The 17,240-nt window shown below is 59.8% G+C and carries 19 protein-coding genes and 1 pseudogene; 8 read left to right on the forward strand and 12 right to left on the reverse strand.

Annotated elements, in window-relative coordinates; translation table 11 throughout:
* Positions 1-85: 85 nt before the first annotated feature.
* Positions 86-475 (forward strand): annotated as a pseudogene (locus H7847_RS11860) (aconitase X); the annotation flags it as partial.
* On the opposite strand, the gene H7847_RS11865 reads toward H7847_RS11860, so the two are convergent.
* The 3 genes from H7847_RS11865 to H7847_RS11875 all read right to left on the reverse strand — a co-directional run bounded on the left by H7847_RS11865 (position 472) and on the right by H7847_RS11875 (position 2,393).
* Positions 472-1,527, reverse strand: coding sequence for a YeeE/YedE family protein (locus H7847_RS11865; RefSeq protein ID WP_227269697.1), 1,056 nt, complete (start codon positions 1,525-1,527; stop codon positions 472-474). The pseudogene H7847_RS11860 and the gene H7847_RS11865 sit on opposite strands and share 4 nt — an antisense overlap.
* A 44-nt stretch (positions 1,528-1,571) precedes the next feature.
* Positions 1,572-1,907 (reverse strand): ArsR/SmtB family transcription factor, encoded by a 336-nt coding sequence (locus tag H7847_RS11870; RefSeq protein WP_227269698.1) that lies wholly within the window; start codon positions 1,905-1,907, stop codon positions 1,572-1,574.
* A gap of 117 nt (positions 1,908-2,024) precedes the next feature.
* Entirely contained in the window at positions 2,025-2,393 is a 369-nt protein-coding gene (locus H7847_RS11875) for a thioredoxin domain-containing protein (protein WP_227269699.1), read from the reverse strand.
* A gap of 216 nt (positions 2,394-2,609) precedes the next feature.
* Between H7847_RS11875 and H7847_RS11880 the strand changes: the two genes are divergently transcribed.
* Both H7847_RS11880 and H7847_RS11885 read left to right on the forward strand, forming a co-directional pair.
* Positions 2,610-3,227 (forward strand): glutathione S-transferase, encoded by a 618-nt coding sequence (locus H7847_RS11880; protein WP_227269700.1) that lies wholly within the window; start codon positions 2,610-2,612, stop codon positions 3,225-3,227.
* Between the two features lie 112 nt (positions 3,228-3,339).
* Positions 3,340-4,326, forward strand: coding sequence for a glucokinase (locus tag H7847_RS11885; RefSeq protein ID WP_227269701.1), 987 nt, complete (start codon positions 3,340-3,342; stop codon positions 4,324-4,326).
* Here the strand turns inward: H7847_RS11885 and H7847_RS11890 are convergent.
* From H7847_RS11890 to H7847_RS27160, 3 genes are read right to left on the reverse strand one after another with little or no spacing between them, the layout of a single operon-like run.
* The gene (locus H7847_RS11890) at positions 4,323-4,628 is read right to left on the reverse strand and encodes a peptidase associated/transthyretin-like domain-containing protein (protein ID WP_227269702.1); all 306 of its coding nucleotides are present in this window, start codon (positions 4,626-4,628) and stop codon (positions 4,323-4,325) included. The genes H7847_RS11885 and H7847_RS11890 overlap by 4 nt on opposite strands.
* A gap of 48 nt (positions 4,629-4,676) precedes the next feature.
* The gene (locus H7847_RS11895) at positions 4,677-4,994 is read right to left on the reverse strand and encodes a dioxygenase family protein (RefSeq protein ID WP_227269703.1); all 318 of its coding nucleotides are present in this window, start codon (positions 4,992-4,994) and stop codon (positions 4,677-4,679) included.
* Entirely contained in the window at positions 4,991-5,404 is a 414-nt protein-coding gene (locus tag H7847_RS27160) for a carboxymuconolactone decarboxylase family protein (RefSeq protein ID WP_406675994.1), read from the reverse strand. The genes H7847_RS11895 and H7847_RS27160 overlap by 4 nt, the downstream gene beginning before the upstream one ends.
* A 193-nt stretch (positions 5,405-5,597) precedes the next feature.
* On the opposite strand from H7847_RS27160, the gene H7847_RS11905 reads away from it, so the two are divergent.
* Positions 5,598-5,975 carry a universal stress protein gene (locus H7847_RS11905; protein ID WP_227269704.1) on the forward strand — a complete coding sequence of 126 codons (378 nt, stop codon included), beginning with the start codon at positions 5,598-5,600 and terminating at the stop codon, positions 5,973-5,975.
* A 68-nt stretch (positions 5,976-6,043) separates the two neighbouring features.
* Here the strand turns inward: H7847_RS11905 and H7847_RS11910 are convergent, their stop codons facing one another.
* The 6 genes from H7847_RS11910 to H7847_RS11935 all read right to left on the reverse strand — a co-directional run bounded on the left by H7847_RS11910 (position 6,044) and on the right by H7847_RS11935 (position 13,473).
* Positions 6,044-6,949, reverse strand: coding sequence for a glycosyltransferase family 2 protein (locus H7847_RS11910; RefSeq protein ID WP_227269705.1), 906 nt, complete (start codon positions 6,947-6,949; stop codon positions 6,044-6,046).
* A 61-nt stretch (positions 6,950-7,010) separates the two neighbouring features.
* Positions 7,011-7,748 (reverse strand): hypothetical protein, encoded by a 738-nt coding sequence (locus H7847_RS11915; RefSeq protein WP_227269706.1) that lies wholly within the window; start codon positions 7,746-7,748, stop codon positions 7,011-7,013.
* The gene (locus tag H7847_RS11920) at positions 7,732-8,556 is read right to left on the reverse strand and encodes a GSCFA domain-containing protein (RefSeq protein ID WP_264479549.1); all 825 of its coding nucleotides are present in this window, start codon (positions 8,554-8,556) and stop codon (positions 7,732-7,734) included. Before H7847_RS11920 ends, H7847_RS11915 begins: the two co-directional genes overlap by 17 nt.
* 332 nt (positions 8,557-8,888) lie before the next feature.
* Positions 8,889-11,222, reverse strand: coding sequence for a sulfatase-like hydrolase/transferase (locus H7847_RS11925; protein ID WP_227269707.1), 2,334 nt, complete (start codon positions 11,220-11,222; stop codon positions 8,889-8,891).
* Positions 11,219-11,986 (reverse strand): hypothetical protein, encoded by a 768-nt coding sequence (locus H7847_RS11930; RefSeq protein ID WP_227269708.1) that lies wholly within the window; start codon positions 11,984-11,986, stop codon positions 11,219-11,221. The genes H7847_RS11925 and H7847_RS11930 overlap by 4 nt, the downstream gene beginning before the upstream one ends.
* Before the next feature lie 11 nt (positions 11,987-11,997).
* Positions 11,998-13,473, reverse strand: a complete 1,476-nt coding sequence (locus H7847_RS11935) for a hypothetical protein (RefSeq protein WP_227269709.1) — start codon at positions 13,471-13,473, stop codon at positions 11,998-12,000.
* A 145-nt stretch (positions 13,474-13,618) separates the two neighbouring features.
* Here H7847_RS11935 and H7847_RS11940 point away from each other — a divergent pair, with 145 nt between their 5' ends.
* From H7847_RS11940 to H7847_RS11955, 4 genes are all read left to right on the forward strand, one after another.
* A complete protein-coding gene (locus tag H7847_RS11940) occupies positions 13,619-14,515 on the forward strand; it encodes a glycosyltransferase family 2 protein (protein ID WP_227269710.1) in 897 nt (298 codons plus the stop codon).
* Between the two features lies 1 nt (position 14,516).
* Complete coding sequence (locus tag H7847_RS11945) at positions 14,517-15,446, forward strand: alpha/beta hydrolase (RefSeq protein ID WP_227269711.1); 930 nt, start codon at positions 14,517-14,519, stop codon at positions 15,444-15,446.
* A 101-nt stretch (positions 15,447-15,547) separates the two neighbouring features.
* A complete protein-coding gene (locus H7847_RS11950) occupies positions 15,548-16,357 on the forward strand; it encodes a glycosyltransferase family 32 protein (protein ID WP_227269712.1) in 810 nt (269 codons plus the stop codon).
* A gap of 68 nt (positions 16,358-16,425) precedes the next feature.
* On the forward strand, positions 16,426-17,232 hold the full coding sequence (locus H7847_RS11955) for an aminoglycoside 6-adenylyltransferase (protein ID WP_227269713.1): 807 nt from the start codon (positions 16,426-16,428) through the stop codon (positions 17,230-17,232).
* The last annotated feature ends 8 nt before the right edge of the window (positions 17,233-17,240 follow it).

Genomic DNA, 17,240 nt, shown 5'->3' on the forward strand with positions numbered 1-17,240 from the left:
GAGGAAAGCGCGCAGCTTGTGGGGCAACCAACTCCCGCTGGCAGCCCGATCGCGATGCGGATTGTGACCGAGGCGGCATGTTGCCCCCGGGGAGCCGGTTGCCGTGGCCTTTTGCAATGCGGTTCTGGAGGCCCGGACAAACCGTCATGGCGGTTTTTCGGACCTTGCCTGCAGCGTCAGCGGGGGGGCAGCATACGACGGGTTGCATATTGCTGAAAACCGACATGCGCGGCGGGTGATCGACATAAGATCGCTGCCCTGCGCAGGCAATCTGAGGACATCTGTTTACCCGGAGCCCGGGGGCCTTAATCGGGCACCTTGCAGACGCGGGGGAGAGGGGGCTGGCAGGGGCTGCCGCTATTTTTACTGGCTGAATCGCCGTTTCCGACCGGCGAGGTGTTCGCTTTGGCCGAGGATGGGAGGATCCGCCGATCCGATGCGCCCCATGCCGGTCACCGACCTTGGTGACACCTAAGACGATGTGACAAACCCGGTGATGAGCTGGCGCAGTCCCAGCGCGGCCCCGGCAAAGATCGCCAGGAAAGTGATCGGCGCGCTCAGCGCAAAGAGCGAGAAGGCAGAGATGCCCTGTCCAATGGTGCATCCCAGCGCCAACACCGCTCCAAACCCCATGCAGATGGCGCCAAGGCACTGACGTTTCAACTCCCGCGGGTCTTCGCAGGCTTCCCAGCGAAAATGCCCCTTGATCAGGCTGCCGCCAAAGGCACCGGCCAGCACACCGGCGATCGACCCCACGGCAAAAGACAGCCCGCCCCCGCTGGAGGTCATCAGAAACAACAGACTTTCGCCAATCGGTGCTGTGAAGGTGAAACTGTGCACATCCTGATATCCAAAGCCTTCACGGGCAATCCACTGCGTGCCGGCCCATCCGGCGGCGATTGTCAGACCAACAACGCCCCCCCAGGCAAGCGCGCTGCGGTTGGCGCGAAACGCGCGAGGCCAGAGCGCCCAGATCAGCAGACCGCCGCTGAGCACCAGCCCAATGGCCGTGCTTGGCAGCGGGATGACCCGTGCGAGCGCATCCGGATAACTGCGCAAGGATGTCTCGAGAGCCGTGGCTTCGATCAACCCGACCCGCAGCGCCCCGAGCGGCCCGGACAGCATGATGTAGGACGAGATGCCCATAACCAGTACGATCACGAAGGCGCGCAAATCCCCACCGCCGGTGCGCGCCAAAGCGCCAAAACCGCAGGTGCCCGCAAGCGACATGCCATAGCCAAACAAAAGGCCGCCGATGATGCTCGCCAGCGGGGAAAAGGGGGCCTGGAAATAGACCGTATCGCCTGGGGTCAGGTGCCCGGTCGCGATCAGCAGGAAGGTGGCCGCACTTGCGACACCGATGGCCAGAAGCCACATGCGCATGCGCTGATCATTTCCCTGATAGAGGTAGTCCTCTATCGCGCCCAAGGTGCAAAAGCGGCCAAGACGCGCGGCCAGCCCAAGCGCTATGCCCCCGCACAGGCCAATGAGTGCGGACAGTCCCGCATCGGATATCCCCTCGATCATGAAAGCTCCCCCCAGTCATGAACGCAATTCTTTGTCTGGCTGACCTAGTGCTCCTTGCAGAACAGGTCGTAGACCACATCCAGTATCTGAACCGCGCGTTTGTCTGTCAAACGGTAATAGATCGCCTTGCCTTCCCGCCGGGGGGACACCAACCCTTCGGTGCGCAGACGCGAAAGCTGTTGCGACACAGCCGCCTGACGCGCCGAGAGCAGCTCTTCCAACTCTGTCACCGATTTTTCGCCCGACGCGAGATGGCACAAGATCATCAGCCGACCTTCATGGCTGATCGCCTTGAGGAAGTTCGACGCCTTGCAGGCGCTTTGCATCATCCGCTCGATTTCGTCTGCAGACATGTCATTGGTGATAACAGGAAGGCTCATGGCGGGTGATTGATCCAGCATTTCGTTACCCGCGCTCCTTAACCCAGAATGCCGCAGCGCCGCAAACGACTACACCGTCGGGGAGATAAAATTTCCGCGAACGGTTACAATTTAGGCTCATTGCGAAACCTGGGCAGCCTCGGGATGTTCCGCGAGAAGCTTTTCAAGCAAAAACCAGAAGAATTCGTCGCCCGCATATCCCTCAAGACGCCCCAACTCCTTGCCATCTGCCACCAGCACAAAGGTTGGTGTAAAGACCGGCCTGCTGGTAAATGCGATGTCGTCCGGCAGGTCCCGCAGATCAACCCGGCGCAGCGGTGCGCGCACGCCCTCCGCGGTCTTGGGATAGATATGCGCGATATCCTTGTTCCATTGTGCGCACCAGTGGCAGCCATCCTGCTCGACCATGACAAGCTCATCCGCGCTTGCGGGGCCGAAGACACTCCAGATCAATGCTGCTGCGATAAGGGGTCGGGCGGTGCGCATGAGGCGTCCCTGTGCTGAATATCAAAGATATACAATAAATTGAATGTGTAAATCAAACTATTCTTCTGTGAGCAGATGCATCAAGGCAGAACATGGCGCACCGCGCAGCCAGGACCATGCGCCTTCGCAAGGCTTCAGCGAACCGCGCCGATGTGGACGAAAGCGGCTGTGAGCGACTTGCCTTGACTGGATCAACCTGACAGGTTTTGTACCATCATGGCCCCTGTGTTTTATTCCTTTCGCCGGTGTCCTTACGCCATGCGTGCGCGGCTTGCGCTGGTATCGTCGCAGGTGCCGGTTGCTCTGCGCGAGGTGGTCCTGCGGGACAAGCCCGCCGCTTTTCTGGCAGCATCCCCCAGTGGTACGGTGCCCTGCTTGGTGACGTCTGATCGCGTGATAGACGAGAGCCTCGACATCATGATCTGGGCGCTGGAGCAGAATGACCCCGAGGGGTGGTTGCAGATGCCAGCCGGGGGCTGGGACTGGATCGCGCGCTGCGATGGGCCCTTCAAAGAGGCGCTGGATAAAACCAAATATGCGACCCGCTATCCCGACAGCGATCCGGCCGAGGCGCGGGCCGCTGCGGTCGGTTTTTTGACCGATCTGGACCGCCGGCTGGAGACCTGGATGTTTGAAACGCCGTCGGGTGCCGATTTTGCCATCCTTCCTTTTGTGCGGCAGTTTGCCTTTATCGACATGAATTGGTTTGAGGCGCAGGACTGGCCGGCGCTGCAACGTTGGCTTGCGGATTTTCTGGCCAGCAGGGGCTTTGCCGCGATCATGCCGAAATTCCCGCAATGGCAGCCCGGTACGCCGGAGGTTGCCTTTCCCTGATCTGAGCTTTTCGCTTGCGTGTTGCGTTGACCTCGGGCCAAGCCGCCCCTAGAACGCAGAGGCTTTGAAACTGTCGACGCTCTGTCGGCTCTATCTTTCGGATCTGCACATCATGGCACATGCAACGCCGCCGGTTTTTCTGGTTGCCGATATTGGGGGCACGAATACGCGCGTCGCGCTCAGCGATGGCGAAAACGTGCTGTCCGGGACGATCCGCCGGTACCGCAATGCCGAACATCCCGGACTTGAGGTCGTGCTGAAGCAGTACCTGGCCGCCGAAGGCGATATCGTGCCGCGCGCGGCATGCATTGCGGTTGCCGGACCTGTGCGCGACGGCAAAGGACATCTGACCAATCTCGACTGGGATATGGACGAGGCAGGCCTTGCCAAATCAATCGGCGCGGGCCATGTGGCGATGCTGAACGACCTGCAGGCACAGGGATATGCGCTGGATCATGTCTCGGACGCGGATATGATGCTGGTCCGGCAGGGGTCGGACGGCCCTGACGGTGCCCCGAGGCTTGTGGTCAATCTGGGCACCGGATTTAACGCAAGCCCTGTTTTCGTCGCCCCTTCGGGTCCGTTTGTGGCAACCTCTGAGAGTGGCCATGCGACAATGCCGGTCCGAACGGAGCAGGACATGCGGCTGTGCGGTTTTGTGGCCCGCCAGCACGGGTTCGCGGCGATTGACGACATTCTGTCAGGGCGCGGGTTGGCGCATATCTATGCCTTCCTGTCTCATGAGGCGGGCAAGAACGACACGCTCACCTCAGCGGCGATCATGGAGGGCTGTGCGTCTCGTGCTGACCCCTTGGCCGTTGAAACTGTGGCATATTTTACACGGCTGACGGCCATGGTGATGGGTAATCTTGCGCTGGTACAGCTTCCGTTCGGTGGGATTTACATGGTGGGCGGTCTGTCCAGCGCCATCGCGCCCTACATGGCCGAATTCGGCTTTGATACCGCGTTTCGCGACAAGGGGCGGTTTGCAGATTTCATGGATGATTTCAGCATTTACGTGTTGCAGGACGACTATGCGGCTCTCAAGGGGACCGCAGCTTATCTGCACGGGCTTGTGGCACAGCAGGAACAGGCCTAGACGTCGAAAAAGACGGTTTCCTCCGGTCTCTTCAGCCGGATGTCGCACCGGTAGCTGTCACCGTCTTTGCGGGCAATCAGCGTGATGCGGCGTGTGTCCTGTTCTATCATGCGCAACACGGGGTCTGTCGTATTCGCAGCCGCTTCACCTTCGACGTAAAGCCTTCTATGCAGGCCCAGATTGATGCCGCATGCCACCAGCCAAAGGTTCAGATGCGGTGCCATCGCCTGACCGTCCGGCGCCATGACAGGCTCTGGCTTGATGGTCTCAAAGCGGAAAACGCCGCTGTCGAAATCTGGCACGACACGGCCCCAACCGGTAAATCCCGCCTCAGCCTGCGCCGTGCCCGCCTAGCGCCCCGCCGCATCCGCCTGCCAGATTTCCACCAGCGTCTGCGGCACGGGCCGTCCGTTTTCGTCAAGAACGCAGCCATGGATGATGATGCGCTCTCTGATCGGATCGCCCGAGGCGACATGATTTCGTAGCAAATCGCGGTCAATCTCGGCGATATCCTCTGTCCGAAAGGTCGGGCCGGTCAGTTCACTGGCGGTCTGATCGAGCGAGAGTTTTGGATACTGCGGCGCACGCGTGATGCTTGTCTTGTAGTCGGGCGCGAGGCCCAGGGGGTGCCACCGGTGATCGTGCGGATAAAGCGGGCGTTGGCTCATGAGGTTTGCGTTTCCATCTCCGCATAGGTCTCTTTGGCGAGTCTGATAGAGCAGTTGGTGGGGGGCACACCTGCGTAAACGGCCACATGCATCAAGGCCTCCATGACATCCTTTGGGCTTGCGCCGGTACGTGCTGTAGCCCGGATATGCATTGGAATCTCGTCGAAATTTCTGGTGGCTGCCAGAATCGCAAGCGTCAGCATCGACCGTTCCCGGAGGCTGATCGCCTCGCTTTCCCAAAGCCTGCCACAGGCACTTTCGGTGATAAAGGCCTGAAAACAGGCATCAAAAGCCGTTGTCTGCGTTTCTGCCGCACATGCGCGTCCCCCAGAACCGCGCGGTGCAAGGTCATGCCCTTGTCGGACCGATCTGACATCTGGCCTCCTCTCACCAAGTGGCGGGTGAAAGATCGCGCAGCCTTGGGGGGTACGTTCTCAAAAAGCGCCGTGATTGGATAGCGGGAAGCCCGCATTTTGTCGGATCGCTTTCCCCGGCGCGTGTCTTGAACATTCGATCCCGAAATCCGGCGGGTTTGATGTAACGCAAAGACGGTACCGCCAAATACCGGCTTGGCTGTTCCTGGAAAACTGTATTGGAGAAAACATGTTCCGCTCAATTGTCGTGGCCGTAGACGGGTCAGAACCGGCCTCTCGCGCGCTGGAGGCCGCCTGCCAGCTTGCCGGTGCGTTTGATGGCGAAATCCACCTGATCCACGTGACCGAAAACCGGAACGATCCGCAGGGAACGTCGGTCATGGCCGCCGCTGCGGCACAGGTGCAAACAGCGGGCATTACCCCCTCCAGCACGACCGTGGGTGAGGGCGACGCCTTTGAGGAGATCATGACCATCGTCGGGCTTTACGGCGCGGACCTCGTGGTGACCGGACGGCGCGGTCTGGGCAATATCAGCGGATTGTTCGCAGGCAGCACATCACAGCAGATCGCCAAACACGCAAAATGCGCTTTCTTATCGGTTCGGTGACGCAAGGGCAGGTCCCAGCAGCATCGGCGGCGGCCTGTCTTTCCTAGGCTTGTTCTGCCGATTTGCGATCAAAACAGGGATGTGAACCTGTCCGGCAAACGGTAGAGAACCTTGCTGCGGCCCCCGCCAAAGAAGGTGACCTTGCCGTCGTGCAGATCCTTGGCCTCGGCCGTCATCTTGTCGCGGAATTCGGGGAAATCAATCGTTGTCGCCTGCGGTTCCTGGAGGGCGAGCCTTTTGTAGGTCGCGATGCTCTTGGCCCATGTATCTTTCTTTTTCGCGTCCGGCTTGTTGTAGATATCGTCGCGCAACGTGGCGCGGCCTTCCAGTCGCGTCCGGCTTCTTTCAAAGTCGTAGAACCGCAAGTGCATCAGATAAAGATGAGGGGCGAGATGGCGCGGCTGATGGTTGTTGGCATGTCCGCCGTTGGTAAAGCTGACGTCGTGCCGAACAATGCAGGGTTTGGCATAATTTGCGTTCAGCCGGAACAGCCGCCGTTTTTCCAGAACGGGACCCGGGTCGGTGAGTGCCAAAGGTTCCAGGTCGGGATTGTGGACGATCTCTATCCCGAAAGGAGAGAGGGACTTGGGCGTAGACGGGCCGGTGTTTGCCTTGAGATAGGCGCGCAGGCTGGTGCCTTGGTCGGGATCAAGCACCACGATCTCGTCGACATCTCCGGCAATCATCCAGTTGTAGTAGCGCAGAAAACCATTGGTAAACTGGGTGATCAAAAACCAGCGACGCCTTTCGAACTGAAAGAGCGCGGGATCACGGGGGATATGGATGACATTTGCGCCTTCGGCAATGCGATGGTGCTCGGGATCGTTGCCATGACTGAGAATGTAGAGGTGCTGCCGTCCAACCTGTTTCTCATAATAACGCACCCAGGTGTCCAGAAGATCATAGTCCTCATACGCCATGGTCAGGATGCCCAGTGGTTCCTTTGTCGGGTCAAAGATCGGGCGGGGCGGCATGTCGAGGCTCTCAGTTCAGCACGCTGTCACGCACCGGGTTTTTCAGTTGTTCCGCAGGGTTTCAGGCCCGACGCAGCATGTCCAGTGCCGTTGTTAAAATCCGCGCGCCGTACCGGGCATTTTTGTGCGTCCTATCGTTCCGTTCACGGTGCTTCTGTACGGCGTAGGCGGGATCGGTACAGCAGCCGTCAATGACCGTTTCATCCGGCTGCCGGAGCAGTTCGATCCCGTCGGTGCGGGCAATTCCCTGCACCACATGCCAAGCCGCATCGCGCTCTTGGGGCCGGGCGTTTCTGGCTTCCGAAAACCGGGGCGGAATGGTTTCATCAAACCCCGCCGTGTCAAATGAAATGGGGGCCAAGACCACGCGGCTGTCGGCTGACGCGGCAGAGTGCCGGGCGAAATGATAGGGCTGCAGCCGGTGCAGAAAGTCGTGAATCCAGCGCCGCTCGACACCGGGTGACAGGCGCTGATCACCCGTGCGGCGGCGATGCAGCAGTTCAGGAAACAGCCGGTAAAGATCGATCCGGCAACCCATGAACAGCACCATGTCGAAATCGGCCGCGGTCAGTGTCCTGCGACCGTGCCGGTTGGTCTTGGCGAAGCGCCCGGCGGTATAATCGTCCAGCGGCTCGATCCGATCATTGCGCCAGGCCAGATGCCGAAATTGCGCGCCCGCATTGCCCCAGAACTCGATATCGACCCCCGTCGCATCGACCAGCCCGCTCTTAACGGCCTGTCTGGTGCAAATGAAATGACTGTCCCCAAAAACGCAAAGCCGTTTATTTTCCAAAAGCATTCAGCATCTCTTCTTCGCACAAGAGAGCCTCCGTCGCGTCCTCGGCGTCCTGTTCTTCATCGATGATCTTTTTGGGAAGCGCCTGCTCGGGGCCAATGGTTTTTTCCTCGATCACACCGTAGGGGCGTTGCACCTTGACGGTTTTGGAAAAGGCAGCGGCCTGATCGCTGAAAAAGCTCTCCATGACAAAACCGACACCGCTGCCCGTCACCGTGCGCATATTCGGGTCAAAGAACATGCCGCGAAAGGCGGGTTGGGTGATGATCTCATAGGATGGAAAATAATCCACATGCGGGCTGATCGTTTTCATTTGGTCTGCAACCGCGCGCAACACCGATTTTGACAGGCTGCTTGCCGTCAGCACGTGTTCACCCGACGCGGTGGCCGTCAGAGGTACCGGAGACACGGTCAGCAGCACCTTGAGGCGCGGGTTCAGCCTGCGTGCCAGTTGCACCGCGCTCTTGAGGTTTTTGTAGGTGCTTTGAAACCCATGGTTCACGAAGCTGTGGCGCGCGGCGTCGAATTCCCCCGCGGCCACGCCGGGGCAGATTGCAAATTCGATGCCGCTTTCGATGTCTTGCCAGGCTTCGGTCAGACCGAGGGTGAAAACAAGAACATCCGCCTCTTTGAGGGCCCGGTACACGGCAGCGGTGGTGACCTGCCGCGAGGCAAAGACCTCTTCCGGCGCGGCAAATCCGTTCAATTCGACGGCGGGGCGGAAAGGGTCGTAGAACCGCCCCTCCTTTTCCCAGACGATTTGTGGGGGCTCGGTCTTGCCCGAGGCCCATTGCAGCCATTGATGCAGCATCTTGGTGGTGTAGATGTTCCCGGTTCGAAAGCTGAAGATGCCGTAGTGATAATCGCGCTTGGCAGCGTCGTCATGTGTTCGGGCGCGGGTTCTGCATCAATCCAACTGTAGCCTTGCGCGGTGAGGGCGCGGCTGATGTGCTGGGCAAAACAGGATCCCGCCGTGGCGATGCGGGATCGTTTCTTGATCTGAAAACGGGGCTTCCAAAGGCCTTTGATCTCAAAGGCTGATCTTTCTGCCACGGCTGCGCGCCAGAAACTGTCGTCTCCGAGGGTCTCATAGGGATGTGCCATGGTGAAAACCTTTCCTTGTTCTGTCCCCGGCCAACAGGATCACTCGCCCCGTGCAGGCAAGAGGTCCGGATGCAGGAGTGCTGACCGGATCACCTCCGTGTCCGTTACTGCTTTGAGGAACACAAAAGACAGGCCCAATCGGAGCACTGTGCCGGTGCGCGAAACTTCCATTTCGGGGACAGCGGGCCAGGCCGACAGGTCAATCTGGTAGCTATCGTGCCACTTCCTGATCCGCGTCACACCGCCATAGGCAATGACAAAGCGGACAGCCCCCGGCCCGGTGGTGATTTCGTTCTGCCCGGAGCCCACGGTGATCTCATCGTCCCCGCTGACGGATACGACCTTGTTGCGCCCCGGCCCGGTTGAGATTTTCGAGCCACCAGGGCCATCAAAGATACGGTCGTTGCCCGCGCCACCAATCAACGTGTTGCCGTTGCTGTTGCCTTGGATGAGGTCGTTCCCGGTGCCGCCATCAAGGTAATCCCGGCCGCTACCGCCGATCAGGGTGTCATTGCCGGCCCCCCCGTAAAACCGGTTGCGCGCCTTGTTGACCGAGAGTGCTGTGAGCCGATCATCGCCGGCCCCCCCGTAAAAGGTTGAGGCTGCGTATTTGGAACCGATCATCACGTCATTGCCAAGCGTGCCCCTGACGTCAACAGCAACCCGCTCTGACGTCTCAAAATGCATCGGAGAGCTGGGGTGGCCGACCACGTGTATCTTGCGGCCGGGCCTGTCGTCCCGGCTCGTCTCTGCGTCGGCCTCGGGTCGGGCGACCACTGTACCGATGCGGATTTTTTCAATGTTTGCAGGCATGTGCACCACATAGTCATTCGGCCCGCCCATGTACCAAAGCGTGTCGGTGCCGCCATGCTTGTCTTCCTTGATGCGTTCCACATCCGCGCCGTAGGCCCAGTAGTCATTGTCCCCGGCACCGCCTTCCAGCACCACGGTGCCATCAACGGCCATCATCGCGTTCACCCCGTCGGCAGGGTTCTCGAAACCGCGCAAATCAAGCCCCAGATCCAGCGCGCCTTGCACCAGCTCGCGCCGCAGGGTTTCCAGCGGGGCGCTGTCCACAAGGTTGGTCGTCTCGCCTGGATCATTGACCAGATCGTAGACGTGTTCTTCGCCGTTCGGATAGCGAAAGTAGCGATACTGGCTCAGACCCTCGACCGACGGACGCACGGAGAGCGTGCCAAAGACCGAAGTGATCGGGGATTTGCTGGTGTCATAGGTGCCAAAAGCGGGGTCGATCAGCGGCAGGAGGCTTTGTCCCGAGGTCCAGTGATAGCGCGGCGGCAGACCGGCAAGATCAAAGATGGTCTTGGGCAGGTTATGCAGGGAAACCGGCAGGTCGATGACTGCGCCTCCGGCCATGCGCGGGCTTGAGATCGTGAGCGGGATGTGGGCGGCGCTGTCCCACTGGCTCATCTTGTGAAAGCTGTCGTGATTGCCCAGATTAAAACCATTGTCCGACAACAGGATCACGGTTGTGTTCTGACCCAGCTCTGACGCCTCCAGCGCCTCCAGAAAGCGCCCGATCTCATGATCCACGTGGCTGATCGCGGCAAAATAGGCCCGCACAACCTGCCGCCAGCCATTGTCGCCCGCGCGTTCAGGCGTCCAACTGCCATTGGCGATGTAGGCGGCCTCGTAGACAGCGAAACCGGGCTGCGGGCCGTAGAAATCCTCCGGGGCGGCGATGCTGGGCCAGACGATCTGTGCGGGGTCATACATCTGGTAGAAACGGTCCGGGCATTCCAGGCTGTAGTGGGGATGCTTATAGCCCAACTGTATCAGGTGCCGGCGTTTCGGATCTGCCTCGGCAAGGTAGCGGATGGCATTCTCGGTGACGTCATGATCGTAAAAGCGGTCATCTTGCGCGCCGTCGTCATCGGGATGGTTGATGCCGCGAATGCCGGGGCCACGATCGAGGTAATCCTTGGTTTTGTAGCGATCGCCCTTGTCTGAGCACTTCCATTCCTCGTGAAAGAGCAGGCGTTTGTAATCCGCCTTCATGGGTTTGTAATTGCCGTCGACCTTGCCGGTCTGAAAGGTCCGAAACCCCGCGCGCCGCAGATCGAACTGCCAGCCCGCGGTAGGGGGCAGGGCGTCGCGCCAGATGCGGTTGAGATCGACCAGACCGGTGCGGAAGGGGGACATGCCGGTGGCCAGCTCCGCCCGGCAGGGCGCACAAAGCGGGATGGTTGCATAGGCATTGCTGAAGCGGACCCCCCTGGCCATCAATCTGTCAATATTGGGGGTCTCTATCCTCAGCCCGAAGGTGTCGCGCCAGGTAAAGACATCGATCATGTCATCAATCCAGATGACACAGATATTGTCGCCCTGAAGCGTCTGGGGGGTAAAGCTCATGCGCGCGCGCCCCAAAGTTCGGGATGATCGAACAGATCGAGCGTCTCTTTGTGGTCCGGGTCAAGAATGTTCGTGTCGGGCCAGAGGATCGCGTCGTGCAAAAAGAAGTGCCCAAGTGTCTTGAGCAGCCGTGCCTTGTTGCTGCGACACCCGATATAGAGGGTCAACGGGTTGGTGAGGGGGATGTCGGCCTGCGTCCCGGTGGTCTGGACCGGGCCATTATCCACGCGGAGCCAAAGGCGTTGGTCAGAAAACGCCGCGTAGAGCGTTGTGACTGGTCGAGAGGTCGGCTCTTGTGCGGCGGTGATCTCGAGGGTGGATTGCTGGTCCTTGAAGATAACCTGCCCCATAATCTGCTGGAGGAACATGTAGTTGTCGACTGTGCCCGAATTCAGTGTCAGGAGCGTCCGGGCGCTGTTTTGAGGTGCCTCGAACCGCAGAGCACAGGACCAGTTCTGCGCATTGAGTGTAAGGTTCGAAAGGTAAAACCCGCAGTGCGTGCCGCTGATGAATTCGATCCCGCCGCCCTGAATTTCGGGGCGGAAGGCGCTGTTGTTCTTGTTTGGATGCGTTTTTTGCATCACCGCATCGCTGGTCCGGCTGCGCCACATCTGAATCGCGGGGACTGGGTCCTCTGACAGCGTTGCATGCTCTGGCCGCGCCGCGAACCAATGCGCCCCGTCAGCGATCAGCCGGGCGGGCAAGGCTTTGTTGGGATCTTTCAGGATCAGCGCCTCGGGGACGGTGGTTTTGAGCACGAGCATCCTGTCCCCTTTCACCATACCGGCAGCACCGCGGGCAGCGCCCAGCGATGTAGCACGCTTCCGGTGCTGCTTTTGTGGGTCCAGTCGTCGCGCAGGGCACCGCAGGCAGAAGGGTAATCCACCTCGTCCCGATCCGCCGACAGACCAAAGGCGTAGAGAATTTCAAGATCTTCACCCTTTGGCGGTTTGTCAAAGGTCAGGATAGCATCCTGCGGGTCATCCTCGGCAATCGTGACGGACAACAGCTGGGGGTCGTTTGTAGCGCCCCGCAGGCTAAAGCCACAGGCGTCGCCCGCGCCAAAAGGGTCTGCGGCGTCGATCACCAGATCGCTCAGCGCTCTGGCGCGGACCCTGATCTTTTTGCGGTCAGGCTCAGTCTCGGCCAGCAGAAAGACCGGGCAGGTCCAATCCTTGGCACCCTGCAGGGCGGTGAGCGCGCAGGCGTCCATTTCAGCCATTTGGTGCAGGGCGTCTTTGTCCGGGCGGCCAAACCGATCCTGTCGGAACATGTAACCGGGGGCCGTGAAGTGCAGACCGTGCTCCGGGCCCTGCCAGGCCAGTTCCCACTGGGCGCGCAGAACGGGGTGGTCGTTTATCCGATGCGTGCCACAGTCAAAGATCGACAGGATCGGCGGACAGCGCAGCCCCAGCCTGGCGATATCCGCGGTGAGCCTGGCGATCAGATCGAACACGCCGTTGCGGTAGGTGGTGCCGTCGCTGCGTACATCCTCAAGCGTATAGTCCAACCCCAGCGCATGGAGGCTCGCGGGACGCCCCAGTCGGCCCGCGCAAGCTTTCAATGATCGTATCGCGGTCAGCAGATTGTCATAGGCGGGGCCTGTGGCGAGCTCTGAGATCGAGGCGGCTGTGTCCGTCTCCGTTCGCGCGACGAAGAGCGGCAGGGCCTTGTGGGCGCTGTGGCGTCGTCGCACCAGCGCATCTGCAAGTGCCGCATCCCGCGTCATCTCGCGCAGGGTCTCAAGAGCTGTCTGCATTTTGGCGGTTTCCACACCGGCATGGCCGACCGCCCCCAGATCGTCCGCAGGGGCCAGTACATGCCATGGAAAATCCAAGGGGACGTCAAAACCCGTGGCCCGCCGCGCGCCTCCAAGGCTGAACACCCCGCAGAGCGGCCCCGCCCCGTCGGCGATGATGCCCGGCTCGCTCTCAGCGTCGTCAGGTTCTGCCAGCCTGCGGAACTGGCGGGGGCCCTGCAAACCGGGCAGATTGGCGTTGAAGACGTACCATTCTCCATCGCGCCGCAGGTCCCAGGCATCCACATCACCAAGGACGCCGGGATCAATCCACTCATAGGCCTGCGGGTCCTTGGGCGTGGGGTCAGGCAGCCGGCGGGCGATATCGTCGATGACCTGATCGGACAGCACCATGACCATCCCGGTGCTGTCAAACCGCAGGATGTCCCCGTTTTCGGCGCGAATGATGGTGCCGGACGGGGCGCTTGGCGCGTCGTTTGTCTTGTCGTTCATGCGCGAATGCCCTTGAACAATCGTTCCAGCTAAATACGATCCTCGCACGGCGAAAGACAATCGAAAACCCGTCCGCGTTTACAAATACCGATCCGGTGGGCTAGATCGACGTCAAAGAAAGAGAAAAATTCAGGGCGCAGGCGACATGGATGACACAAAGGCCCCGATGGCTGCGATGACCATGGTGGGCGGCGATCATTTCTTTCTCAGGCGCTGGGTTGACTATTACGGCAGGCACCTGGGGCGCGAGCATCTCTATGTCCTCAGCCACGGGGGCGATCCTGAACATCGCAAGATCGCCGAAGGGTGCAATGTCATCTACCTGCCGCATGACGCCACGCGCTATTGTTTCAACCAGCGCCGCTGGCAGATGCTGTCGATGTTTACCTCCGGGTTCACCCGCTATTACAACTGGATTTTGACCGGGGACGTGGATGAAATCGTGGCGGTTGATCCAGCGGTGTCGGACAACCTGGTAGAGTATCTCAAACGCTTTGACGCGGATGCCCGGCCGCCGGTGATCTCGCCGCTTGCCATCGAGATGGTGCATAATCCGACGCTGGAGCCGGAGCCGATTACCGAGGACCGCAACGTGCTGGATGTGCGGCGTATCTACCGGCTGAATGCCAATTACAACAAGCCCTGCATCACCCGCAACAAGATCACCTTTGCGCCGGGCGGCCATTTCGCCAACGAGCGGCGCAAGTTTCTCGACCCAGACCTTTATCTCTTTCACTTGCGGTTCGTCGACTACGATATGACTGAAGAGCGGCTTTCCCTGCGCAAATCCCAACGCACCCGACAAAGCGGCGCGCTGGAGCAGACCAGCCGCAAGGTGACAGGATGGGACAACGCCTGGGAGACCTACAAGCAGCTCAGCGTGAAAGAACCGGTGGCCGAGACGGTTGATTTCCCCGATCTGCGCCAGAAACTGAATGATGGATGGCGGCGCAAGGACGAAAAAAGCCCGTTTTTCACCTTTGGCGGCGGACGCAGCAAAGAGCTCTACAAGCTGCCTGATCGTTTTGCACAGGTCTTTTGACATGGCACAGCCTGCCGACACGCCAGCGCCACTGCACCTGCCGCCCTCGGTCCCGCTGGAGCAGGTCTGCCAGTCTGACCGTTTTCTGCTCGAAGGTGCGCATGGCAACCTGTGGTTCGAATACCGCAGCCCCACGCTGTTTGTCACCTTCGACAATCTGGCCACGCTCGATGATCCCTATCCGCGCCTGCCTTGGATGTACCGACGGGTCGAGATGCTGGGCTACTCGCTTCTTGGGGTGCAGTCCTTTCGCAAGGACTGGTTCCGCCAGCCGACCAGTTCCGCGCAGATTGCCGCCCTGGCGGAACGCGGGTTTTTCGACCGGTTTGAACGGGTTGTGTTCATGGGGGCCTCCATGGGCGCGTTTGCGGCGCTGAACTTTGCGCCGCTGGTTCGCAATGCCTGGGTTCTGGTCTTTAGCCCGCAATCGACGATGAGCCGCAAGATTGCACCTTTTGAAAAGCGCTTTCAGTACTCCGTGAAACGGTCCGACTGGGCGGAGATGCCGTTTCTGGATGCCGCCGCGGCGGTGCCCTACATCCCGAAAATTGCCATGTTCTATGATCCGCTTGAGATGGAGGACAAACGCCATGCGGCGCGCCTTGATGGACCAAACGTGCAGCATCTGGCGTTTCCCAATGCGACCCATCAGGCCATCCGGCTGGTGGTGAAATGTGACGCGCTTCCCCAGATGATGCGCGAGTTTGCGCAAACCGGCAGGCTGGAGCAGGCGTTTTACCGCACCATGCGCGCCCGCAAGGAGATACGCAGTTGGCGGCGTGCCATGATCGGCAACCTGGAAAAGCGCAATCACCCGCTGTTGCTGATGCGGGCGTGCGAATTCATGCTGGCAGATAACGACTATCTGTTTGCGCGCAAGGCGCTACAAGGTCTCAGGAAAACGCACCCCGAACTGATGGAGAACGACTAGGCACGTTTTCGTCTTTATCGCGCCGCACGGCTTTTGCTAGACTGCGCGGATCACACCAGATGACGCAGGCCTCCGCGTCTCAGAGCAAAGCAGGACATCACATGCAGACCAGACGCGCCGTTGCCTCTCTCTGGATCGGAGAGAAGCTGCACTACATCAACCAATTGTGTCTGAAATCGCATCTGCTGCAGGGCCATCCGACCACGCTTTACTGTACCCACGACGTGACCAACGCGCCCGAGGGCGTCGAGATCCGCCCAGCCGCCGAGATCATGGACATCGACATGGAGTTGGTCGCGGTCACCAGCGCTTCGTTTTTGTCGAATGTCTTTCGCTACAAGATGATCCAGAAGACCGGCGCGATCTGGATCGATTGTGATGCCTTTTGTCACAAGCCCTTTGATGCGGATCAGCATTTTATCTTTGCGGGTCATGGCATGCTGGGCAATCTGAATTGCGGGGTCGTGGCCATTCCACAGGCCTGTGATCTGATGGACCAACTGCTGGACTACTATGAAAATCTGCCGGACTACCCACCCTGGTGGAACAAGAACCAGCGCAGAAAGATGGACCGGCTGCAACATCAGAACCTCAGCCATGCCGCGCGTATCTACAAAGCCGAACGCACCGCGTTTGGCCCACAGGCCTTTACCTATTTCTGCAAGCAGACCGGCGATTTTGACAGGGCGATGACGCCTGATGTGCTCTACCCGGTTCCGTTCCAGCTCAACGATGTCTTTTATGATCCGTATGGGCGTGTCGAAGGGCATTTCACCGAAAAGACCATCTCGGTGCACCTCTACACCAATGGGACAAAGCCGTGGTGGCGCAAGAATCCGCCCCTGCCGAATTCTTACATGGCGCGCATGTGCGACAGGATCGGGATCGACCCAAAGGCCGCCTTGCACTAGGGCGCGTGATCCGGGGCGAAATTGACCCCGGAAAAGAGGATGATACTGTCCCCGCATGGAGGCGCGCGATGACCCACGCTGAAGCGATCAAGACGATTACGGATGCCACAAGCGACGCACCGGGCATCCGGGCCTTGTTTCTGAGCGGCAGCTATGGAAACGGCATGGCGGATGCCTATAGCGATATCGATTTTGTCATGGTTGCAGAGGCGGGCGCGACCGATGCGGTGGCGGACATCTGGCGCCAGGCCGTCGCGCAAACCGGTGAGATCGTCCTGTGGTGGGACCGGACCACCGTCCCCGTTCTTATAAACGCCATCACCGCAGACTGGACCCGCACGGATGTTCTGATCCTCAAGCCGGAACAGATGGCGGCACAGGCCCAAAGCAGACTGAAACCGCTGTTCGACCACGACGGCATTTTTGATCGTCTGGCAGAGACGCCCAAGGATACCGGGCCGAATCTGAAGAAATTCAAGTATCAGGTCGAGGAGTTCATCCGGATACTCGGCCTTTTGCACCTTGCGGCAGGCCGCGAGGAATACATCAACGGCGTCCTTGGGGTCTTTCATCTGCGCAACCTTCTTGTCGATCTCATGATCGAAGACACAAACGCACCCAATCGCGGGGGGGTGTTGCACCTCAATCGGCTTATTACCGACGAGCAGAAGGCAGTTCTGACATCGCTTCCCCCCGCAGTCCCCACGCGGGAGGCGATGCTCACGGCACATCTTGCCTATGCCAAGGTCTATCTGCCCCTCGCCCGAAAACGCGTGGCGGAATTGGGTCTGGCCTGGCCGGAGAGGTTTGAGGCCGTAACATGGGCCAAACTGCGCGATACCTTGTCTATTGAGCGGCCCTACAGTCCGCAGTGATGCGGGTG

This window comes from Roseobacter weihaiensis (genome assembly GCF_020622345.1).
Classification (GTDB): domain Bacteria; phylum Pseudomonadota; class Alphaproteobacteria; order Rhodobacterales; family Rhodobacteraceae; genus Roseobacter; species Roseobacter weihaiensis.